Origin of the sequence: Streptomyces sp. CC208A (assembly GCF_030010625.1) — a bacterium.
GTDB lineage: Bacteria > Actinomycetota > Actinomycetes > Streptomycetales > Streptomycetaceae > Streptomyces.
Genome location: NZ_JASCXN010000002.1, coordinates 259950 through 281227, shown reverse-complemented (window position 1 = coordinate 281227; position 21278 = coordinate 259950). Strand labels below are relative to the sequence as shown.

Annotated in this window: 22 protein-coding genes; 7 read left to right on the top strand and 15 right to left on the bottom strand. The window is 75.5% G+C overall.

Annotated elements, in window-relative coordinates; translation table 11 throughout:
• Nucleotides 1–118: 118 nt before the first annotated feature.
• Entirely contained in the window at nucleotides 119–1198 is a 1080-nt protein-coding gene (locus tag QK442_RS03525; RefSeq protein WP_282692289.1) for an NADH:flavin oxidoreductase/NADH oxidase, read from the top strand.
• 125 nt (nucleotides 1199–1323) lie between these two features.
• Nucleotides 1324–2406, top strand: a complete 1083-nt coding sequence (locus tag QK442_RS03520) for an exo-alpha-sialidase (protein WP_282692288.1) — start codon at nucleotides 1324–1326, stop codon at nucleotides 2404–2406.
• Between the two features lie 24 nt (nucleotides 2407–2430).
• On the opposite strand, the gene QK442_RS03515 is transcribed toward QK442_RS03520, so the two are convergent.
• Nucleotides 2431–3108, bottom strand: coding sequence for a uracil-DNA glycosylase (locus tag QK442_RS03515; RefSeq protein ID WP_282692287.1), 678 nt, complete (start codon nucleotides 3106–3108; stop codon nucleotides 2431–2433).
• 96 nt (nucleotides 3109–3204) lie between these two features.
• On the opposite strand from QK442_RS03515, the gene QK442_RS03510 reads away from it, so the two are divergent.
• On the top strand, nucleotides 3205–4200 hold the full coding sequence (locus QK442_RS03510) for a BadF/BadG/BcrA/BcrD ATPase family protein (RefSeq protein WP_282692286.1): 996 nt from the start codon (nucleotides 3205–3207) through the stop codon (nucleotides 4198–4200).
• Nucleotides 4201–4379: 179 nt separating this feature from the next.
• Complete coding sequence (locus QK442_RS03505) at nucleotides 4380–5297, top strand: hypothetical protein (RefSeq protein ID WP_282692285.1); 918 nt, start codon at nucleotides 4380–4382, stop codon at nucleotides 5295–5297.
• Nucleotides 5298–5398: 101 nt separating this feature from the next.
• Here QK442_RS03505 and QK442_RS03500 read toward each other — a convergent pair whose 3' ends face one another.
• A complete protein-coding gene (locus QK442_RS03500; RefSeq protein WP_282692284.1) occupies nucleotides 5399–6460 on the bottom strand; it encodes a lactonase family protein in 1062 nt (353 codons plus the stop codon).
• A gap of 85 nt (nucleotides 6461–6545) precedes the next feature.
• Entirely contained in the window at nucleotides 6546–8096 is a 1551-nt protein-coding gene (locus tag QK442_RS03495) for an FUSC family protein (protein ID WP_282692283.1), read from the bottom strand.
• A gap of 408 nt (nucleotides 8097–8504) precedes the next feature.
• On the opposite strand from QK442_RS03495, the gene QK442_RS03490 reads away from it, so the two are divergent.
• Entirely contained in the window at nucleotides 8505–8993 is a 489-nt protein-coding gene (locus QK442_RS03490) for an Lrp/AsnC family transcriptional regulator (protein WP_282692282.1), read from the top strand.
• A 70-nt stretch (nucleotides 8994–9063) separates the two neighbouring features.
• Complete coding sequence (locus QK442_RS03485) at nucleotides 9064–9684, top strand: DinB family protein (RefSeq protein WP_282692281.1); 621 nt, start codon at nucleotides 9064–9066, stop codon at nucleotides 9682–9684.
• A gap of 16 nt (nucleotides 9685–9700) precedes the next feature.
• On the opposite strand, the gene QK442_RS03480 is transcribed toward QK442_RS03485, so the two are convergent.
• Nucleotides 9701–11806 (bottom strand): SpoIIE family protein phosphatase, encoded by a 2106-nt coding sequence (locus QK442_RS03480; RefSeq protein WP_282692280.1) that lies wholly within the window; start codon nucleotides 11804–11806, stop codon nucleotides 9701–9703.
• A gap of 119 nt (nucleotides 11807–11925) precedes the next feature.
• Nucleotides 11926–12357, bottom strand: coding sequence for an SSI family serine proteinase inhibitor (locus QK442_RS03475; protein ID WP_282692279.1), 432 nt, complete (start codon nucleotides 12355–12357; stop codon nucleotides 11926–11928).
• 285 nt (nucleotides 12358–12642) lie between these two features.
• On the opposite strand from QK442_RS03475, the gene QK442_RS03470 reads away from it, so the two are divergent.
• The gene (locus QK442_RS03470; protein WP_282692278.1) at nucleotides 12643–13200 is read left to right on the top strand and encodes an alkylhydroperoxidase; all 558 of its coding nucleotides are present in this window, start codon (nucleotides 12643–12645) and stop codon (nucleotides 13198–13200) included.
• A gap of 112 nt (nucleotides 13201–13312) precedes the next feature.
• Here the strand turns inward: QK442_RS03470 and QK442_RS03465 are convergent, their stop codons facing one another.
• From QK442_RS03465 to QK442_RS03420, 10 genes are all read right to left on the bottom strand, one after another.
• Nucleotides 13313–13831 carry a GNAT family N-acetyltransferase gene (locus QK442_RS03465; RefSeq protein WP_282692277.1) on the bottom strand — a complete coding sequence of 173 codons (519 nt, stop codon included), beginning with the start codon at nucleotides 13829–13831 and terminating at the stop codon, nucleotides 13313–13315.
• Entirely contained in the window at nucleotides 13828–14454 is a 627-nt protein-coding gene (locus QK442_RS03460; RefSeq protein ID WP_282692276.1) for an isochorismatase family protein, read from the bottom strand. The genes QK442_RS03465 and QK442_RS03460 overlap by 4 nt, the downstream gene beginning before the upstream one ends.
• Before the next feature lie 10 nt (nucleotides 14455–14464).
• Nucleotides 14465–15370 carry a hypothetical protein gene (locus tag QK442_RS03455; protein WP_282692275.1) on the bottom strand — a complete coding sequence of 302 codons (906 nt, stop codon included), beginning with the start codon at nucleotides 15368–15370 and terminating at the stop codon, nucleotides 14465–14467.
• Nucleotides 15367–16563 (bottom strand): DUF2306 domain-containing protein, encoded by a 1197-nt coding sequence (locus QK442_RS03450; RefSeq protein WP_282692274.1) that lies wholly within the window; start codon nucleotides 16561–16563, stop codon nucleotides 15367–15369. Before QK442_RS03450 ends, QK442_RS03455 begins: the two co-directional genes overlap by 4 nt.
• Nucleotides 16564–16664: 101 nt before the next feature.
• A complete protein-coding gene (locus QK442_RS03445) occupies nucleotides 16665–17213 on the bottom strand; it encodes a PadR family transcriptional regulator (protein ID WP_282692273.1) in 549 nt (182 codons plus the stop codon).
• Nucleotides 17214–17236: 23 nt separating this feature from the next.
• On the bottom strand, nucleotides 17237–17629 hold the full coding sequence (locus tag QK442_RS03440; protein WP_282692272.1) for an STAS domain-containing protein: 393 nt from the start codon (nucleotides 17627–17629) through the stop codon (nucleotides 17237–17239).
• Between the two features lie 151 nt (nucleotides 17630–17780).
• Entirely contained in the window at nucleotides 17781–18353 is a 573-nt protein-coding gene (locus QK442_RS03435; protein ID WP_282692271.1) for a GNAT family N-acetyltransferase, read from the bottom strand.
• A 54-nt stretch (nucleotides 18354–18407) separates the two neighbouring features.
• A complete protein-coding gene (locus QK442_RS03430) occupies nucleotides 18408–18614 on the bottom strand; it encodes a cold shock domain-containing protein (protein WP_282692270.1) in 207 nt (68 codons plus the stop codon).
• A gap of 196 nt (nucleotides 18615–18810) precedes the next feature.
• Nucleotides 18811–19734, bottom strand: a complete 924-nt coding sequence (locus QK442_RS03425) for a glutaminase (protein ID WP_282692269.1) — start codon at nucleotides 19732–19734, stop codon at nucleotides 18811–18813.
• A 35-nt stretch (nucleotides 19735–19769) separates the two neighbouring features.
• Nucleotides 19770–21182 carry an aminopeptidase P family protein gene (locus QK442_RS03420; RefSeq protein WP_282692268.1) on the bottom strand — a complete coding sequence of 471 codons (1413 nt, stop codon included), beginning with the start codon at nucleotides 21180–21182 and terminating at the stop codon, nucleotides 19770–19772.
• Between the last annotated feature and the right edge of the window lie 96 nt (nucleotides 21183–21278).

Genomic DNA, 21278 nt, shown 5'->3' with positions numbered 1-21278 from the left:
GTTCATTGTACGAGCACCCTCGTAGTTTGACAGGTGTCGTACTACGAGGGGTATCGTACGAGCATCTCGCCGGGCCTCCCCGTGCCCGGCACCCCGCCGCCTTGAAACGGAGTCCGCGATGAGCGCCGCCCTGTTCGAGCCCTGCACCCTCCGCTCGCTGACCGTCCCGAACCGCGTCTGGATGGCGCCGATGTGCCAGTACTCGGCGGAGGTCTCCGGGCCGGACGCCGGGGTCGCCACCGACTGGCACCTCGCCCACTACGGCTCCCGCGCCACCGGCGGCACCGGCCTGATCCTGGTCGAGGCCACCGCCGTCTCCCCCGAGGGCCGGATCAGCCCCGCCGACCTGGGCCTGTGGAACGACGCCCAGACCGAGGGCCTGCGCCGGATCGCCTCCCTCGTGAAGGCGCAGGGCGCCGTCGCCGGCATCCAGATCGCGCACGCCGGCCGCAAGGCCTCCACCCAGCGCCCCTGGCTCGGCCGCGGCCCCGCCCCCGCGGAGGAGGGCTGGCAGCCGGTCGGCCCCAGCCCCGTCCCCTTCGACGAGGGGTACCCGGTCCCGACCGAACTCACCGAGGACGGCATCCGGGAGATCGTCGGGAAGTTCGCCGCCGCGGCCCACCGCGCCCTGGACGCCGGCTTCGAGGTCGTCGAGGTGCACGGCGCCCACGGCTACCTCATCGGCGAGTTCCTCTCCCCGCACAGCAACCACCGCACCGACGCCTACGGCGGCTCCTTCGAGAACCGGACCCGGCTCGCCCTGGAGGTCGTGGACGCGGTCCGCGCCGTCTGGCCCGAGCACCTGCCCGTCTTCTTCCGCGTCTCCGCCACCGACTGGCTGGAGGCGGCGGGCTGGACCCCCGACGAGACCGTCCGCTTCGCCGGGCTGCTGCGCGAGCACGGCGTCGACCTGCTCGACGTCTCCAGCGGCGGCAACGGCGGGCCTGCGCGGATCCCCGTCGGCCCCGGCTACCAGGTGCCCTTCGCCGCCCGGGTCAAGGCCGAGACCGGGCTCCCGGTCGCCGCCGTCGGCCTCATCACCGAGCCCGAGCAGGCCGAGAAGATCCTGGCGAACGGCGAGGCCGACGCGGTCCTGCTCGGCCGCGAGCTGCTCCGCGACGCCTCCTGGGCCCGCCGGGCCGCGCGCGAGCTGAACGCCTCCACCTTCGCGCCCCCGCAGTACGCCTGGGCGATCTGAGGGCGCCCGCCCCTCCCGGGGACACCCGCCGCCGTCCGGGCGTGGGGTGCCCCCGGAGCCGTTGTCAGTACCCGGGTGCAGACTGGCCCGTATCCGCGACAACGACGTCCTGGAGGTGGGCGACCATGCCCGACGTACTTCTCACCGTAGGCACCCGCAAGGGACTCTTCATCGGCCGCAGGCACGACGGGCGCTGGGAGTTCGACGATCCCCACTTCCCCGCGCAGGCCGTCTACTCGGTGGCCGTCGACACCCGGTCGGACACCCCCCGACTGCTGGTCGGCGCCGACAGCTCCCACTGGGGCCCGTCGGTCTTCCACTCCGACGACCTGGGCCGCACCTGGACCGAACCGGCCGCCCCCGCCGTGAAGTTCCCCCAGGACACCGGCGCCTCCCTGGAGCGCGTCTGGCAGCTCCACCCGGCCCCCGCCCACTCCCCCGGCGTCGTCTACGCGGGCACGGAACCGGCCGCGCTCTTCCGCTCCGACGACGGCGGGGAGTCCTTCACGCTCGTCCGGCCGCTGTGGGAGCACCCCACCCGCTCCCGGTGGGTGCCGGGCGGGGGCGGCGAGGCCGTGCACACGGTCGTCACCGACCACCGCGACCCCGACGCCGTCACGGTGGCCGTCTCCACGGCCGGCGTCTTCCGCAGCCGGGACGGCGGCGCCTCCTGGGTCCCGTCCAACGAGGGCGTCTCCGCGGTCTTCCTGCCCGATCCGCACCCCGAGTTCGGCCAGTGCGTGCACAAGATCGCGCAGGACGCGGGCGACCCGGACCGGCTGTACCTCCAGAACCACTGGGGCGTCTACCGCAGCGACGACGCCGGACGGAGCTGGACGGACATCGGCGGTCCGCTCCCCTCCGACTTCGGCTTCGCCGCCGCCACGCACCCCCACCGCCCCGGCACCGCCTACGTCTTCCCGATCACCGCCGACTCCGACCGGGTCCCGGCGGGCCGCCGCTGCCGGGTCTACCGGACCACGGACGCCGGCGCGAGCTGGGAGCCCCTGGGCAAGGGGCTCCCGGAGGGCGACCACTACGGCACGGTCCTCCGCGACGCGCTGTGCACGGACGACGCCGACCCGGCGGGCGTCTACTTCGGCAACCGCAACGGGGAGGTGTACGCGAGCGCCGACGACGGCGACAGCTGGCAGCTCCTCGCCGAGCACCTGCCGGACGTGCTGTGCGTCCGGGCGGCGCTGATCTGACGGGACGTCCCCTCCCCGGCCGGGTCAGGGCAGGCGCCAGTCCACCGGCTCGGCGCCCTGGGCGACCAGCATCTCGTTGGCCCGGCTGAAGGGGCGCGAGCCGAAGAAGCCGCGGTCCGCGGACATCGGGGAGGGGTGCGCGGACTCGACGGCCGGCAGGTCGCCGAGCAGCGGACGGGCGTTGCGGGCGTCGCGGCCCCAGAGGATCGACACCAGGGGCTTGCCGCGGGCGGCGAGCGCGCGGATAGCCTGCTCGGTGACCTCCTCCCAGCCCTTGCCGCGGTGGGCGCCCGGCTTGCGCGGGGCGGTGGTCAGCGCCCTGTTGAGGAGGAGGACGCCCTGCCGGGTCCACGGGGTCAGGTCGCCGTTGGACGGCCGGGGCAGCCCGAGGTCGGTGTGCAGCTCCCGGAAGATGTTCTCCAGGCTGCCGGGCAGCTGCCGCACCTCCGGGGCCACGGCGAAGCTCAGCCCGATCGCCATCCCCGGGGTGGGGTAGGGGTCCTGACCCACGATCAGGACCCGCACGTCGTCGAACGGCTGCTGGAAGGCGCGCAGTACGTTCTGCCCCGACGGCAGGTAGGTCCGGCCCGCGGCGATCTCCTGCCGCAGGAAGTCGCCCATCGCGGCCACCCGGCCCGCGACGGGCTCCAGGGCCTCGGCCCAGCCGGGCTCCACCAGTTCGTTCAACGGTCTCGCAGTCACGGTCCGTCACTCTAGCGGTCTACAACGACAACACCCTCCGCCCTAGACTGCGGCCCCAGGCCCCCACCCGGTGAGGCCGGTGAGGACGGTTGCAGCGTGGAGTCCGTGAGCGAGCGCGCCGGCGGGCCGGCGGACGCGGTGGTCGTCGGGATCGACTCGGGCGGTTCGGGGCTGCGGATCGCCCTCGCCCGGGCCGCCGACGGGACGGTGCTCGACCGGGCGGCCGCGCCCGGCCCCGTACGGACCGGGCCGGGCGGGATCTCCGCCGCGCACTTCCTGGAGTCGGCGCTGCCGGCCGTCGCCGCGCTGCGGGCGCACGCCGGGGAGGGGCGGCCGGTGGTCGCCGCCGCCGTGGGCGCCGCCGGCATGGCCACGCTCGGCGAGGAGCTGCGGGCGGTCCTCCCCGGGGCCTTCGCCGAGGCCTGGGGGGTGCACGGGACCGTGCTCGCCGCCGACGCCGTCACCGCCTACGCCGGGGCGCTCGGCGCGCGGCCCGGCGTCGTCGTCGCGGGCGGCACCGGCCTGATCGCCCTCGGCACCGACCTGACCGGCTGGCACCGGGCCGACGGCTGGGGCCACCTCCTGGGCGACTGCGGCGGCGGCGCCTGGATCGGCCGGGCGGGCCTGGAGGCGGCGCTGCGGGCGTACGACGGGCGGCGCGGCGGTTCGGCTGCGCTGCTGGCCCGGGCGGAGAAGCTGCACGGCCCGGCGGCGGGGCTGCCCGGCGCGCTCTACCCGCGCACGGACCGGCCGGCCGTGCTCGCCGCCTTCGCGCCGCAGGTGGCGGCCTGCGCGGCGGACGACCCGGTCGCCGCCGGGATCCTGCGGCGGGCCGCCGAGCACATCGCCGACGCCGCCGAGGCGGTCTGCCCGCCGGACCCGGCGGCCGTGGTGGCGCTCACCGGGGGCCTCTTCCGGCTGGGGGAGCCGCTCCTCGTACCGGTGCGGGCCGCGCTCGCGGACCGGCTGCCCGAGGTTCCGGCCGTCGCTCCCGCGGGGGATCCGCTCGACGGCGCGGTGACGCTGGCCGCCGCGCTCGCCTCCGGCGGCAGCCTGCTCCCCGAGGACCCGGCCCTGCTCCGGATCCTCTGACCGGTACCGGCGCACCACGGCCCCGGGAGGGCATCGCCGCTGGTCGAGGGGGTGCCGGGAGCCGGGCGGGGTCCCCGTCCACGATCCGGTGGACCTGCGACCGGACATACAGGGACAGAAGGCGCGGGGTCGTACCTCACCGAACGCGCCCGTCCGCAAAGTTAGTAGCATGCGGCGCCATGAGCTCCCCCACTGGGCCCGCCAACGGCCTGCCTGTACGAATGCCGCGCCCCCGCCCGTCCGGGCGGCACCGTCGCCCCGACCCGGCGGCGGCGCCCGAGGGCGCTCCCGCCCTGGTGCTCGCCGTCCCCGGCACGCCCTCGGCCGCCATACGCGCACTGGCCGAGGAGCTGGTGAGCATCGCCCGGTCCGAGCTGCCCGGCCTGGAGGCCGCGATCGGTTTCGTGGACGGCGACGGCGAGGAGTACCCGACGCTCGCCGGCGTGCTGACCGCCGCGGCGGAGCTGCGCGAGGAGCGGTACCGGATCGCCGTGGCGGCCGGCCGTGAGGTCGGGGCCCCGGAGGGCCCGGCCGCGATCGTCGTCCCGCTGCTCGCGGGCCCGGACAGCGCCGTCATGCGCCGGATCCGCCAGGCCGTCATGGACGGCGGCAACACCGCCGAGCTGGCCGACGTCCTCGGTCCGCACCCGCTGCTCGCCGAGGCGCTGCACGTGCGCCTGTCGGAGGCGGGGCTCGCCCGCGCCGACCGCGCCCGGCTCTTCACCGTCGCCACCGCCGCGGACGGCATCGTCCTGGCCACGGTCGGCGGCGAGGAGGCCGTGCAGGCCGCCGGCATCACGGGCATGCTGCTCGCGGCCCGGCTCGCCGTGCCGGTGATGGCCGCCGCGCTCGACCAGGAGGGTTCGATCGCCTCCGTGGCGGAGCAGCTGCGCGAGGCGGGTTCCGTGCAGCTGGCGCTGGCCCCGTACCTGATCGGCCCGGAGCTGGCCGAGGGCCTGCTCGACGAGGCCTCGAAGGAGGCCGGCTGCCCGGCCGCCGAGACCCTGGGCGCCTACCCGGCGCTCGGCAAGCTGGTGGCCTCGCAGTACGCGGCCGTGCTCGGTCTCCCGCAGCAGGGCGCGGCCCCGGCCCACTGACGCCCCGACCCTCGCGGAAGGGCCCGCACCGGAACGAACCGTCCGGTACGGGCCCTTCCGCGTGTCCGGGCGTGGCGCCCGGGGCCGTACCGGCGGCCCGCTCAGCCGAAGACGACGCAGGTGACCGCCGGGACCTCGGTGGAGCCGGCGCGGACCGGGGTGCCGGTCCCGGGGGTGACGTCGAACCAGGTGACGTCGCCGGACCGCTCGTTCGCCGCGTACAGCCGCCGCCCGGAGGGGTCGAGGGCGAGGTCGCGGGGCCACTCCCCGCCGCAGGACACGGCGGTGGAGCGGATCGCCTCGTCGCCCGTCGGGGAGAGGACGAGGACGGCGATCGTGTCGGTGCCGCGCACGGCCACCCACAGGAACCGTCCGTCGGGCGCCACGACGACGGCGGAGGGGTACGCGGGCCCTGCGGCGTCCGTGTCGACGAGCGGGATCTCCGCCAGCGGCGTCAGCTCGCCGTGCTCGGCGTCCCAGCGGCAGACGGTGACGGCGGGCTCCAGTTCGCCGACCACGTAGGCGTGGCCGCCCGCCGGGTGGAAGGCGAGGTGGCGGGGGCCGTAGCCGGGCCGCAGGGCGGTCTCCCGGTGGAGGCGGAGGGCACCGGTGGCCGGGTCGAGGGCGCAGACCCGCACGGAGTCCGTACCGAGGTCCACGCTGACCGCCCAGCGTCCACCGGGGTCGGGCAGGACCTGGTGGGCGTGGGGCGCGTCCTGGCGGTCGGCGACCGGGCCGCCGCCCTCGTGGCGGAGGACGGCGGTGGCGGGTCCCGGCGTGCCGTCGGGGGCCAGCGGCAGGGCGGTGACGCTGCCGGAGGTGTAGTTGGCGGTGAGGAGGTGGCCGGCGGCGACGGCCAGGTGGGTGGGGCCCGAACCGTCGACGGGGACGGGGGCGCCGAGCGGGCGCGGCGCGGGGCCGGCGGGGTCGAGGGCGGCGACGGCGCCCGGGTCGGTCTCGGAGACCGCGTACAGGACGCCGTCCGCGAGGGCGAGGTAGGAGGGGTCGGGGACGGCGTCGGTGCCGCCCGTCACGGTGAGGGCGCCGGTGGCCGGGTCGACGTCGGCGGCGAGCACCCCGCGGCCGCCGGCCGAGGTGAAGGAGCCGAGGTAGGCCCGCACCCGGCCCGCTCCCCGTTCGTGTGTCCGCTCGGTCCCGCCCACGGCGCCTCCCTGCCCCGGGGCCGGTCGCTGCGACCGGCCGTCTCGGGCCGACGTTAGCAGGCGGTCTAGACCAACCTCGTTCCGGTCAGGAACGGACGAGGAGGGAGCCGGGCGGGGTGCGGAGCGGTTCGTCGAGGGCGGCGAGCAGCCGCTCCAGACCGCTGACGTGCCCGAGGGCGGCGGGGGCCGGGTGGGGCCCGGCCCCGGGCTCCGCGGCGGGCCGGTCCGGGGCGGTCTCCGGCGTAGGCGTACCGGCCTCCGGCGTACGGGACGGGGCGGGCGTACGGGGCGAGGTGAGGCGTTCGACGGCCGCCTCGACCCGCCAGCAGGCGGCGGCGAGCCGGGCGTCGTGGCTGGCGTCCGGGTCGGCGGCGACGGCGGCGAGGCCGCGCACCTCGGCGGCACACTCGTCGAGCAGGGCGAGGACCTGACGGGCCCGGGCCTTGCGCTCGCGGAAGGGGCTGAGCGGGTGGACGAGCGGGGCGAGGGAGAGCCGCACCCGGCCGAGGAGCAGGTCGAGCTCGGCGACGTGCGGGGTGGGGTCGGCCTGCTCGTCGCCGGCGAGCCGCCGCTCGGAGGCGGCGGTCGCGGCGTGGACCGCGCGCAGGGCGCGCTGGATCCAGGCGTCGTTGATGGCGTGGGTGGTGACCGGGAGGATCAGCAGGACGGCGAGGGCGGCGCAGACCGCGCCGACCACGGTCTCCTCCAGGCGCAGCACGAGCAGCGCCGGGTCGAGGACGCCGAGGAGCCCGTACAGCAGACCGGCCATCACGGTGACCGCGACCATCATCCAGCTGTAGGAGAGGGGCGCGGTGTAGAAGATCCCGAAGACGCAGACGGCCACCAGGAGGGCGGTGGGCAGCGGGGCGCCGTGCAGCGGGAGGGCGACGGCCATGCCGACGGCGATGCCGAGGAGGGTGCCGAGGAAGCGGCGGAAGCCGCGGACCAGGGTCTCGCCGCGGGAGACGGTGTTCACGAAGATCCACCAGGTGGTGCCGACGGCCCAGTACCAGCGGTCCTCGGAGAGGACCTGCCCGATGCCGAGCGCCACGGCGCAGGCGGCGGTGGCCTGGACGGCCTGCCGGGTGGTGATCCGGGCGAGGCCCGTGCCGGGCAGCGGGGCGGGGGCGGCGGGCGGCGGGGTGCGCCGCTCGATCGGCCAGAGCACGAAGCGCACCGCCCCGGCGGCCGCGAGGGCGATGCCCACGGCCGCGTACAGCTCGGGGAGCTGGGCGGGCACGGCGTGCAGGAACTGGGTGATGAAGAAGTTCATGAAGGCGAAGATGCCGAGCGCGTGGCCGCGCGGGCCCCAGCGCCGGGCGTAGACGCCGCCGAGGACGACGAGGAGGAAGGACGCGTCCCGGAGCAGGGTGTGCTCGTGCAGGAGCGTGGCCAGTGCGAGGACCGGGAAGCCGGCGAGCGGCAGCAGCAGGGTGGTGACGGCCTGGCGGCGGACGGTGGCGTCGGCGACGGTGAACAGGGCGAGCAGTGCCGCCAGTCCTCCGGTGATCGACGCGGTCAGCGAGAATCCCGCGAGCTCCGCGACGGCCACCGCGAGCGCGATGCCGAGCACGGCGCGCAGTCCGGTCCTGAGCCGGAGGAGCCCCGGATCCGGAGCCACGAACATCCTCTTCATGACGGTCGGCCGCCCCCTCGTCTTGCCGCTCGCCCGCCGTGCGCCCTGCCCCGGGGGTGGTGGGGCGCGCACGGACACGACGAAGGCGCCGCGGTCCGGGGCGGCCTCGTCGCCGTCCCGGCGCTGCGGCGCCGAAAGTACCTGATGGGTACAAGGAAAACACCGATCGGGCCCTTGGCTCAAATCGGCTCCGGAAAGCTGTGCCAATGGCCCCGTTTTCGGGTGTTTCACCGACCCAGGTGCGAGCCAACGGACCAGCGGGGGCCAGAACGGCCCGGGCGGACGACCTCGGGCCGGCGGACTGGGTACAGTCGGGATCATTCCGGCGGATCGCGCGGATCGTTCCGCCGGGCGGACCATCACGCCGGGGCCGGCCCGCTCCGGCGGGCACGGGGAGGCCGGCACGTCATGGCGGTGGACGAACTCGACACCCGCATCCTGCGGCTCCTGATCGAGCAGCCGCGCACCAGTGTGCGGGAGTACGCGCGGATCCTGGGCGTCGCCCGGGGCACCGTGCAGGCCCGCATCGACCGGCTCGAACGCGACGGGGTGATCACGGCCACCGGCCCGGTCCTCTCCCCCGCCGCGCTCGGGCACCCCGTGCTGGCCTTCGTGCACGTGGAGGTCACGCAGGGCCACCTCGACGAGGTCGGCGACGCGCTCGCCTCCGTGCCGGAGATCGTCGAGGCGTTCTCCATCACCGGCGGGGGCGATCTGCTGACCCGGGTGGTGGCCCGGGACGCGGGCCACCTGGAGGACGTGATCCAGCGGCTGATCCGGTTGCCGGGCGTGGTCCGCACCCGTACGGAGATCGCGCTGCGCGAGCGGGTCGCCCACCGGATGCTGCCCCTGGTGGAGTCGATGGGGCGGAGCGGCGCCGGGCGGCGGGGCGCGTAATCCGCGTGCGGGGGCCTCACCCGCATGGCAGGGTACGGGCGGTCCTGTCCCCGCGTACCGGAGCCGTCCCATGGCGATGCCCGCCCGACTCGTCCCCCTTCTCGCCCAGTTCGACTTCGCCCGGCAGCGGCTGACGGACCGCCTGTCGGGGCCGGCGGTGGACAGCGGCAACGGCACCGACGTGCCGGTGGGCCCGATGACCGACGCCGAGTACCTGTGGGAGCCGGGGCCGGGCTGCTGGTCGGTACGGCGGCAGGCCGACGGGCCCGGCCCCGGCGCCGTGCTCCTGAGCGGCGCCGGGGAGTGGGGGCGGGACACCGCCCCGCATCCGCATCCCGTGCCGCCTCCGTTCACGACCCTCGCCTGGCGCCTCGCCCACCTGAGCGAACTCCTCGCGCTCCGCGCCGACCACACGAACGGCACCCGCTCGCTGACCCGCGACGACTACCGGGCGGCCGGTGACGCGTCCTCGGCGATCGCCGCCTTCGACACGGCCGCCGGGGCCTGGCGGGCGGCGCTGCTCTCCGTCGGCGACGAGGAGCTGGACACGGTCGGGTACTGCACCTACCCGCACGGCGGCGACCCGGAGGAGCCGTTCCTGGAGATCGTGTGGTGGGTGAACCAGGAACTCCTGCACCACGGCGCCGAGATCGCCCTCCTCCGCGACCTGTACCGGCTCCGCGCGGCCTGAGCGCCGGGCCCGGTGTTCAGGAGGTCGTACGGGCCAGGACGAGGGCCACGTCGTCCTGGGCGGGGTCCACGAGGAGGCGGGCCAGGACGCCGTCGCACACCTCGTCCAGCGGGCCGTCGGCCCGGCCGAGGGCGAGGGCGAGCTTGCGCATCCCCTCGTCGAGGTCCCGGTCCCTGGCCTCGATCAGGCCGTCCGTGTAGAGCACGAGCAAGCCGCCGGGCGGCAGCGGGAGTTCCTCGGTGCCGAAGTCGTGCGCGCCGGTGCCGAGCGGGGTGCCCGGCGGGCCCTGGAGGAAGGAGACCGCCCCGTCGGGCGCGACCACGGCCGGCGGCAGGTGGCCGGCGCGGGCGATCGTCCAGGTGTCGGTGGCCGGGGAGTGCACGGCGTACAGACAGGTCGCCATGGTGTCCTCTCCGAGGTCGGCGACGACGGCGTCGAGGGAGCGCAGCATCTCGGCGGGCGGGATGTCGCGGCGGGCCAGGGTCCGCACGGCGGTGCGGAGCTGGCCCATGACGGCGGCCGCGTGGATGCCGTGGCCCATCACGTCGCCGATGACGAGTGCGGTGCGGTCGCCGGGCAGCTCGATCACGTCGAACCAGTCGCCGCCGACGTCGTGCGCGCTCGCGGGGAGGTAGCGGCCGGTGAGTTCGAGCCCGGTGACGGCGGGCAGCGCGCTGTTGGTGAGGCTGCGCTGGAGGGCGAGGGCGGCGGCGCGCTGGGTGGTGTAGAGCCGGGCGTTGTCGATGTTGAGCGCGGCCCGGGCGACGACCTCGTCGATGAGCACCGCGTCCTGGTCGTCGAAGGGTTCGCGGGTCCTGAGGCGGGTGACGGTGACGGCGCCGAGGACCTGTCCGCGGGCGACGAGCGGCACGGTACGGGCGGAGCCGAAGCGGGTCGACAGGTAGTCGCGCAGCGACTCGGCGGCCTTCCCGGGGAAGAGGACCGGGATGTCGGCATCGGTGAGGAAGGTGGGCCGGCCGTCGAGGACGAGCCGCTCGTACGCGGAGCCGGCGGGCAGCTGGAAGGTCTGGCCGGGTCCGAGCAGCGGGCTGGGCGGCGCCGGTTCGGGGAAGACGGCGGCGATGCGGCGCAGCACGCCCCGGGAGGAGGCGGCCGGGTCGTCGGGCTCCAGGACGGCTTCCAGCATCTGCACGTCGGCGGAGTCGCAGAGCTGCGGCACGAGGAAGTCGACGACCTCCTGAGCGGTCTGCCGCAGGTCGAGGGTGGTGCCGATGCGGGCGCCCGCCTCGGCGAGGAGGGCGAAGCGGTGCCGGGCCCGTTCGACCTCGATGTGCGCCTCCTGGCTCTCGGTGATGTCGACGAGGGAGGCGATGAGGCCGAGGGGTCGTCCGGTCCTGGCGGGGTCGGCGGCGCCGTCGGCGGAGCCGGGGCGGGTGCCGCGGTCGAGCAGGGGCGCGTAGGAGATGGACCAGATGCGGTCGCGGTCGGGGTCGGCGGGGGTGCGGCCGACCCGGCGGGCGTCGACGACGGCCGTGCGGGAGTCGAGGGCCTGCCGCATCAGGCCTTCCAGGGCGGAGGTGTTGACGCCGGGCACGACCTCGGTGAGACGGCGGCCGACGTGTGCGGCGGCGCTGACGCCGTTCATCCGGGCGAGGGCGTCGTTGACCCGCAGGAAGCGCAGGTCGGGGCCGAGCAGCGCGAGTCCTATGGGCGACTGGGTGAAGAGGCTCTCCATGGCGGCGAGGTTCTCCCGCATCCGGAGGACCTCGGAGGTCTCCACGGCGATGAGCATGGCGCCGGGACGGCCGGTGGGGTCGGCGGCGGGCACGATCCACATCTCCATGGGGACCGTGTGCCCGTCGCGGTGGCGGACCGGGAGGGTGCCGACCATGGTCTCGCCCGCCTGGACGCGGCGGGTGAGGCGGTCGGCGAGCTCCCGGTTGGCGTCGGGGACGAGGAGCGGGGTGGCGGGGAGGCCGAGGACGTGCTCGGGGCGGTGGCCGAGGAGGTCCTGCGCGGCGAGCGACCACTCGACGATGCGCCCCTCGGCGTCCTCGCGCCACAGGGCGATCGGGAGCAGTTCCCGGAGCACGCCCGCGTCCCCGACGGCCGCCCGCGGCGGCTGCGGAACCCTGCTCGGCGACGACTGATGAGCGTCCACGCATCGACCTACGCATCGGCTTGGCCCCGGGGGGCGATCCCTACCGAATCACCCTAGCCGAGGTGCCCTCGGAGGGCCCCCGCGCCGCATCCGTTCGGCGGCGTCGCCGTGGATCGCCGTCAGAAGGCGAAGACGGCGCCGGTGCGGGCGTTCAGTTCGCAGGTGTTGCCGTACCGGCGTTCGAAGGAGACCGGCCGGCCGCGCCAGACGCCTTCGGCGCGGACGTCGACGGGGTCGTAGAGAAGGATGCAGGCCGTGTCGGTGTCGCGCTCGACGCGCCCCTGGGAGGCGTCCAGGTCCGCGCAGGCGGCCCCGGCGCGGGGGTGGTCCCCGCGGGGCGGGTCGCAGTGGAGGGTGACGGTCCGCGAGGCGGGCGCGGACGCGGTGGCGCCGTCGGGCGGCGGGGCGATGGTGAGGGGGGTGGGGCCGGTGACGGTGAGCCGGAGGGTCGTGCCGGTGGGAGCGGCCGGGGCGGCGGTCGCGGAGGCCGCGGCGGTGGGGGCGGCGAGGAGGAGGGCGGCCAGCAGGGCCGCGGGGGTGTGCGCGTTCATGCCCGGGCAACGATCCGGGGGTGCCGGCGGTCACCACCGGGCGGGCCGAGGTGACGGAGCGGCTGGTCCCGGCCGGACACATGCCCGCTCGCCTGTTCGCCGAGAGGGAGTACGCCTCGGACGGGGCGGGCCGCACGGCGGCGGCGACCGGGGCCTGGGGGGCGGCACGGGGCGACGGGGCCTCAGGGCCCGTGGCCGACGCCGTCGCCGTCGCGTCGCCGGGGGCGGGAACGATCTCCACCCGCCCCGCGTTATACCCCCCATAGGTATCACGAGGAGGATCGTATGACCACGACGACCGGCACCCCCGCCCGCCGCCTTCCGGCGCTCGCCCCCGAGCAGGCCCAGGACCGGGCCCGCGAGCTGCTCGCGGACATCGTCGAACGACACGGCTCGGCGGGCGAGATGGTGTCCACGATGGCCAACTCGCCCGCGATGATCGAGGGTTACCTGAGCCTGTCCCGCGCGATGAAGCGGGTGAAGATCCCGCGCGCCCTGAGCGAGAAGCTGTCACTGGCCGTCCAGGAGTGGATCGGCTGCGGGACCTGCCGCCGGGCGCACGAGTCCGCCGGACGGGCGGCCGGGCTGAGCGAGTCCGACATCGCCCTGGCCCGCCAGGGCACCTCCACCGACCCGCGCGAGGCCGCCCTCATCGCCCTCGCCCTCAAGGTCCTCGCCGAACCGGGCGCGCTCGGCGACGCGGACGTCACCGAGGTGCGGGCGCACGGCTGGAGCGACCGGGTGATCGCCGAGGTGGTCGGGGTGGTCAGCCTCAACCTGCTCACGGGCGCCTTCAACCTCCTCGCCGGCATCCAGCCGGACGCCGGCGAGGAAGAGGGCTAGGGAGCGTCGCGGAGGAGGGAGTCAGGGCCGATCCCCGGCGACCGGCGACAACGCGGCCGGAGGGGGCGCCGTGCCGGGCGTCGCGAGCTCGGCAGGAGCCGGAAGACACGGGTCAGGCGGGCGCCGGCAGCTCCTTCTCCATCAGCGTGAAGGACTTCGCCGGGCCGCCCGGCTGCGGCTTGCCGGCCTTGTGGCCGACCACGCGGTAGCCGGCCCGCTGGTAGTAGGCGGTGAGTTTCGGGTTGGTGGCCAGGCAGTCCAGGCGTACGCGGGTCCTGCCGGCCTCGGCGACACGGTGCTCGGCGGCGGTCAGCAGCAGACGGCCGGTGCCGGGCGCGGCCGCGCGGTCCACCATGAGCCGGTGGACGTAACCGGCGACGGGCGACTGCGGCCCCCAAGCGGACTCGTCGTCCCACCACAGCTCCCAGGCTCCGGCGACGCGCCCGCCGCTCTCCGCGAGCCAGACCTCGCCGTGCCGCATGATCCGGCGGAAGTGGTCCTCGTCCAGCTCCCCCGGCCGCCATTGGCCGGTGACGCCCCGGGCCAGCATCCAGCGGGCCGCGTCGTCGCGGAGCCGTACGAGGGTGGCGAGGTCGGCCTCGCCGGCCGGGCGGTGGTGGAGTGCGGTCACGCACCCGATCCTTCCACGGCGCCAGGAGCCGGTACCGGGGCGGTGAAGGCGACGGCGGCGGCCGGGACCGTGACCTCCGCGTCGGAGCCCAGGGCGTAGGCGGCGACCCGGGAGACCACCGCCGCCGGGACGGCGTCGGCGATGCCGGGGACGGCCGGGCAGTCCTGGGTGGCGTGGGCGTCGTACGGGACCACGACCCGGTAGCCGCGCGCCAGAGCCGTACGGGCGGTGGCCTGCACGCACATCTCCGACATCACCCCGCAGACGGCGAGGGCCCGGGCGCCGTGCGCGGTGAGCACCGCGCCGAGCCCGGTCTCCTGGAAGCCGTCGTCGTACGGCTTGCGGATCACGAGCTCGGCCGGTCCCGGCACGACCGGGTGGTGCAACTCCCAGCCGGGGGTGTGGGGTTCGTCCTCCGCGCCGGGCGGCCCGTCGTTCTGGAGGTGGACGACGAGCGCGCCTGCGGCGCGGGCCCGGGCGATCAGGGCGGCGGTGCGGTCGACGAGCCGGGCGGCGTCGGGCACGACGCCGTCGCCGGTGACGAAGGCGGACTGGACGTCGACGACGACGAGCGTGTCCACGGGCGGAAGGGGCGGAGGCGGCGGAGGGGTCTGCGCGGTCATCCGGTCATCATCACGCGCCCGCCCCGGCCGCTCCACGGGTTTCCGCCCCCTCCCCCGGCACGGACCGGCCCGCCCGCCCGAGCAGCAACTGCCCGGTCGCGCCGGTCACGAGCAGCCCGCCGAGCAGGGCGAGCAGCGAGACCGCGCCGCCCGAGCCCCAGTCGACGGCCGGAGCGCGCCCGGCGAGCACGATCCCGCAGACGAGCGCGACGACGGGGACGGCCCGGAGGGCCGGCCGACTGCGCGTCAGGTCGTCCTCGGCGAGCGAGGCGAGGACGCCGGCGCCGAGCGCGAGGGCCCAGACGCCGAGGCCCTGGGCGTCGGCGCGGCTCACCGTCCAGGGCACGAACGCGCCCCAGAAACCGGGGAGGAAGAGGAGCCCTGCGCCGATGCCGAGCCAGCCCGAGCCGAGGACCGCGAGCAGCGGCCTGGACCAGCCGGGCACCGGGACGGGCACGGTACGGGACGGCTCGCCGGCCGGCGCGCGGTACTGGGCGGCGAGGCAGCCGAGGGAGGCCAGCGCGAGGGCGGCCACCACCGGCACCCAGCCGAGGCTGAAGAGGACCAGGAAGAGCGGGCCGCCCCGGGCGACCCGGAGGGCGCCGGCGTTGAGGAGCGTGACGGCGAGCAGCCCGACCATGACGACCACCAGCGGCAGGTAGAGACTCCGCGCCTCCTCCCAGGTGCGGGCCCGCCCGAGGGTGAGCAGCGCGGGTGCCACGCCCACCATGGCGGCGCCGATGAGCGCGGGGCTGAGGGGGTCCGGCGAGACCCAGGCGCCCGCCGCGTACCCGGCCAGACCGGCGACCGCGAGGAGGGAGCCGGTGCCGAGGCCGACGACGGCGACGACGGTGCTCAGGACGACGACGGCGGAGGAGAGCGCACGGCCTGAAGCGGGAGGGGCGGGGGTGCTCATCGGCCCTTCCCTTCCACCGGGGCGAGGGCGGGGGCCGGTTCGGCGGCCGGGGGTGCCGGGGTCCGGCGGCGGCGCAGGAGTTCGCGGCCGGCGAGGACGCGGAGGCTGACCACGGTGACGGCGGTGTAGGCGAGCATGCCGCAGCCGATGCCGGCGGCGGCGACGAGGGCCGTCGCCCGGTCCAGGCCCATGGCCCGTTCCAGGACGGGCACCATGACGGCCGAGAAGGCCGGGGCGAGGAGGAGCGCGGCGAGGTGGAGCCGCCACTCCTCGCGGGCCCAGGCGTTGCCTGCGCGGCGCGCGCCCGCGGCCCGGGCGGCGAGCACGGCGTACATGACGGCGTACGGCAGCAGGTAGGCGAGGAGCAGTCGGCGGCCCTCGGCGCCCTGGCCGAGGAAGGCGGGGACGAGCGCGGCGAGGCCCGCGGCGCCCGCGAGGTGGGCGAGGACCATGACCGGCCCCGGCGCCCAGGTGCCGGTGAGGCCGGGTACGGAGCTCCGCCGGTCGAGGGCGCGGGAGGCGAGCAGCGCGCCGAAGGAGACCAGCGCGCCCAGGTGCATGATCGCGACGCGGTTGACGTCCTGGAGCGTCAGGCCGGGGTAGAGGGCGGGCAGGAGGCCCCATTCGAGGCGGAGCAGCGGGGCGGTCATCAGGAAGCCGTAGCAGAGCAGCAGCCAGCGCTGGTGGAGGTCGGGGAAGCCGGTGAAGGCGGCGAGAAGGCCGAAGGTGAGGCTGCCGACGGTGCCGACGAGGACGACGGCGAGGACGACCCAGAAGGCGGCGCCGCTGAACGCCCGCTCCGGGGGCGTGCGGACCAGGTAGAGCGCCGCGCCGGCCATCGACACGTACACCGTGGCCGCGAAGACGAGGCCGAGGGCCCGGTGGAGGCGGACGCGGCGGCGGACGGCGGTGAGCAGCTGGACGGGGCCGAGGAGCATCAGCAGGCCGCCGAGGACGGAGTGGACGATCAGCGGGACGAGGCTGCGCTCGTACGGTTCCGTGCGGTCGCGGACGGCGTCGGCGACGAACTCGGGCGAGACGGTGCGGCCGAGGAGCCACTCGCCGAGGGCGGGGGCGCCGGGGCGGGCGTAGGGCCACAGTTCGGTGAAGGCGATCGGTGCGTACGCGAGACAGACCGCCGTCACCGCGATGACGGCCGCCCTTCCGCGTCTGGTGCTGATCGGGCGCCTCATGGCGACCCCCCTCCGTGATAGTCCACTTTGGACTATGGAGGAAGGTAGGGCCGCCCACGGCCGGGGTCAACCGGTCGGTAACAAACTGCTGTTACCAGGGGTCAGCGCAGTTCGGGAGCGGCGCCTTCACCGTCCTCCGGCTCGCGGCTCCCGACCCAGTGCCAGAAGTCGACCATCATCCGCTCGTAGCGGATGCCGAACTCCAGCGCCTCGCGCTGGCCGCGGGTCAGCAGTTCGCCGACCTCCTCGGCCAGCCCCTCGTACTCCTCCAGGGTGCGCCGGTGCTCCTCGACCTGGACGGGGGCGTGGACGCGCGGGCTCGCGCCGAACCAGAGCTTCAGGATGCCCCGTTCGCGGGCCTCGACCGGAACGAAGGCGGGGTCGGCGAGCCAGCCTCGCAGGGCCGCCGCCCCCTCCTCGGTGAGCCGCATCAGCCGCCGGTTGCGGCCGCCCTCCTGGCGGACCTCCGAGAGCAGCCCGGCCTTGAGGAGCCGGTCGCACTGGGCGTAGACCTGCGCGTGCGGCACGGACCAGAAGGGGGCGACGGTCCGCGCGGCCTCGACCTTCACGTCGTACGGGGTGGCCTCGCCCAGCTTGTCGATGATGCCGAGGACGAGGAAGGAGGGCGTGGTCAGCCGGACTTCAGACATGGGGCCGACCGTATCGCGGGGCCTCAGACGGGGTGCTCCGCCCGGGCGCGGGGACCCGGGGACCGCAGCGGCGCGGGCGGCGGGGACAGGGCCGGCTCGGGCCTGAGCAGGTCGTCGAGGCCGGTGAGCCGGACCAGGCGGAGGATCCACGGCTGGTCGCAGACGAGCTGCCAGGGCACCCCGCGCTCGCGGGCGCCCCGGGCGCAGTGGGCGAGCAGGCCGAGGCCGGTGGCGTCGCAGAAGCCGAGCGGACGGATGTCGACGGCGAGGGCCTCGGCCTCGCGGACGAGGGCGTCGAGCTCGGGCCGCAGGTGGCGGACGAGGACGAGGTCCAGTTCGCCGCGGAGGACGGCGACGGTCAGCGCACCGGCCGTGCGGACGGCGAGATGGGGGTCGTGACGGGGGATCAGCTGCATCGGACGCTCCACAGGGTGGGTCCAAGTGTCACGTCGAGCGTGGCCGGAGGGCCGGGGGGAGGGACGTTTCACCTCGGCCTCAGTCACCTGATCCGGTGAATGCGCGGCCCGGGGTGTGTCGGACAGGTGTACGGCGGGTCCCGGCCGGTGGTCAGCCCAGATCGAGCCGCATGAGGATCCGGGGGTGGCCGACGAGCACCGAGGCGGTGTCCGCGACCTTCACGAAGCCGGCGCGTTCGAAGTTCCTCCGCAGCCCGGGGTAGGCCATCGTCGTGTCCACGCGCGCCTCCCCGTTGTCCAGCGGGTACGCCTCCACTACAGGCGCCCCGTGGGCGCGGGCGAACTCCACCGCGCCCGCGATCAGGGCGTGGCTGAGGCCCTTCCCTCGGTGGCCGGGGCGGACCCGGACGCACCAGAGCGACCAGACCGGCAGGTCGTCGACGTGCGGGATCTTCCGGCTTCGGGCGAAGGCCGTCTCCGAGCGGGGCGCCACGGCGGCCCAGCCGGCCGGCTCGTCGCCGTCGTAGGCGAGGACGCCCGGCGGGGGTTCCCGGTCGCACAGCGCCGCGACGTACTCGCTCCTGGCCGGTCCGCGCAGCTCCTTGTCGAGTTTCGCCGGGATCCGGTGGCTCAGGCAGAAACACACGGTGGCGGTGGGCGACTTCGGGCCGATCACCGCGCGGACGTCCTCGAAGACGGAGGCCGGGCGTACGTCGATGGTCATCCCTCCACCCCGCCACGGCGGGCGCTGCTCCGTACGGAGGAAGCCCGCGCCGGGTCAGACGCGGAGCTCCTTCGCCTCGAAGCGGCCCTCGCCGAGGACGAGGACGAAGGTGAGCTGCTGGCCCTCGGAGAGGGAGCGGACGCCGTCCTCGACGTCCTCCGCCCGGAAGAAGACGGGTTCCTCGGAGCCGACGGGGAGTACGAACCCGTAGCCGGCGCGGCGGTTGAAGGACTGCACGAATCCGGTGGTGCGGTTGTCCACGGCGACCTCCTTCGCTCCGGGCGCTCACGGCGCCCCACCGGAGGTGTACCCCGTACGGCCCGCCTCCGCCATCCGGAGAACGGCCCGTCCGGAGAACGGCCCATCCGGAGAACGGCCCGTCCGGAGAACGGCCCATCCGGAGAACGGCCCGTCCGGAGAACGGTCCCTCCGGAGAACGGTCCCTCCGGAGAACGGTTCAGAAGACGGAGAGGCCCGTGATGGTGGTGAAGCGGTCGAGGGCGGCGACGCCGGCGACCGAGTTGCCCCGCTCGTCGAGGCCGGGGCTCCACACGCACAGGGTGCAGCGGCCGGGCACGACGGCGATGATGGCGCCGCCGACGCCGCTCTTGCCGGGGAGGCCCACCCGGTAGGCGAAGTCCCCGGCGGCGTCGTAGGTGCCGCAGGTGAGCATGACGGCGTTGACCTGCTTGGCCTGGCTGCGGGTGAGGAGTCTGCTGCCGTCGGCGCGGATGCCGTGCCGGGCGAGGAAGCCGGTGGCGACGGCGAGGTCGGCGCAGGACGCCTCGATCGAGCACTGCCGGAAGTACTCGCGCAGGAGGGTGGGGACGGGGGTGGTGATGTTGCCGTACGAGGCCATGAAGTGGGCGAGGGCCGCGTTGCGGTCGCCGTGCTCGGTCTCGGACGCGGCCACGTCCCGGTCGAAGTCGAGGTCGGCGTTGCCGCTCTCGGTGCGCAGGAAGTCCCGCAGGCGGCCGGAGGCGTCGCCGGTGAGCCGGTGGAGCCGGTCGGTGACCACGAGCGCGCCCGCGTTGATGAAGGGGTTGCGGGGGATGCCGTTCTCGTACTCCAGCTGGACCAGCGAGTTGAAGGGGTTGCCGGAGGGTTCGCGGCCCACGTGCTCCCACAGCTCCTCGCCCTCCCCGGCGAGGGCGAGGGCGAGGGTGAAGACCTTGGTGACGGACTGGGTGGAGAAGGGCTGCTGCCACTCCCCCACCCCGTACACCGTCCCGTCGAGTTCGGCCACGGCCATGCCGAAGCGGCGGGGGTCGCCGGCGGCGAGCGCCGGGATGTAGTCGGCCGGGCGGCCCCGGCCGACCAGGCCCTCGATCTCCTCGGCGATCCGTTCGAGGACAGGCAGGAAGGACTGCATCATGATCATATGATGCGGCCCGGCGACCGCCCTTGTCAGATCCGTCAGCCCGCGACCCGGGCCATCCACTCCTCCACCTCGGCGGAGGTGCGGGGCAGGGCGGCCGACAGGTTCTCGTACCCGTCCTCGGTGACCAGCAGGTCGTCCTCGATGCGGACGCCGATGCCGCGCCACTCGGCGGGCACGGTCAGGTCGTCGGGCTGGAAGTAGAGGCCCGGCTCGACGGTGAGGACCATGCCCGGCACCAGGACGCCGTCGACGTACTCCTCGTTGCGCGCGGACGCGCAGTCGTGCACGTCGAGGCCGAGCATGTGACCGGTGCCCGCCATGGTGAAGCGGCGCTGGAGACCGAGCTCGTACGCGCGGTCCACCGGGCCCTCGATGAAGCCCCACTCCACCAGCCGGGCCGCCAGGTGCCGCTGGGCGGCCTCGTGGAAGGCGCGGTAGGGGGCGCCGGGCTTCACCGCGTCGAAGCCGGCCTGCTGGGCCTCGTACACGGCGTCGTACACCTGCCGCTGGACGGGAGTGAAGGTGCCGCTGATGGGGAGGGTGCGGGTGACGTCGGCGGTGTAGAGGGAGTGGGTCTCCACGCCGGCGTCGAAGAGCAGCAGTTCGCCGGGGCGGACCGGGCCGTCGTTGGAGGTCCAGTGCATGATCGTGGCGTGCTCGCCGGCCGCGCAGATGGAGCCGTAGCCGACGGAGTTGCCCTCCAGGCGGGCGCGGCGGAAGAAGGTGCCCTCGATCCACCGCTCGGAGGTGGCGACGGCGGTCGACAGGTCGCCGACGGCGTCGGTGAAGCCGCGGACGGTGGAGTCGACGGCCTTGCGCATCTCGCCGATCTCCCACGCGTCCTTGACCAGGCGCAGCTCGCTGAGGACGTCCGCGAGCTCGGTGTCCCGCTCCTCGTCGGTGCGGACGGCCGCCTCCAGGGCGGGGTCGACGCCGCGGACGATCCGGGTGGGCACGCCGGCGCCCGCGGCCAGCTCCCCGGCGGCCTCGCGGACGTCCCGGCAGGGCAGTCCGAGGACCCGCTCGGCCTCGGCGAGGGAGAGCCGGCGGCCCATCCACAGCTCGGCCGTGTACCCCATCCAGAAGGTGTCGTCGTCGCGGCTGTCGCGGGGCAGCTGGTAGCAGTACGCGTCGTGGCCGCCGTCCTCGCGGGGCTCCAGGACGAGGGCGCAGTCGCGGGCCTGGTCGCCGGTCATGTGGACGTAGGCGGAGTGCGGCCGGAAGGGGTAGGTGTCGTCGTTCGAGCGGACCTTGAGGTTGCCGGAGGGGATCACCAGGCGCTCGCCGGGGAACCGCGCGGAGAGCGCGGCACGGCGGGCGGCGGCGTACGGCGCCTGCTCGGAGACCGGCAGGTCGTGCCGCTCGGTGTCCGCCCAGCCGGTCCGCATCAGCGCGGACAGTTCCTTGGAGGGGGAGTCGTACAGGCCGTTCTTGCGACCCTTCGCCACGTCGGGCTCCTTCGTCGGGTGGTCCTGCGGGAACCGCCGGTCGTCGGCGGCTCACGGACCGTAGCCCGCCGCGGGGCCCGGTGGGGCCGAGGAGTG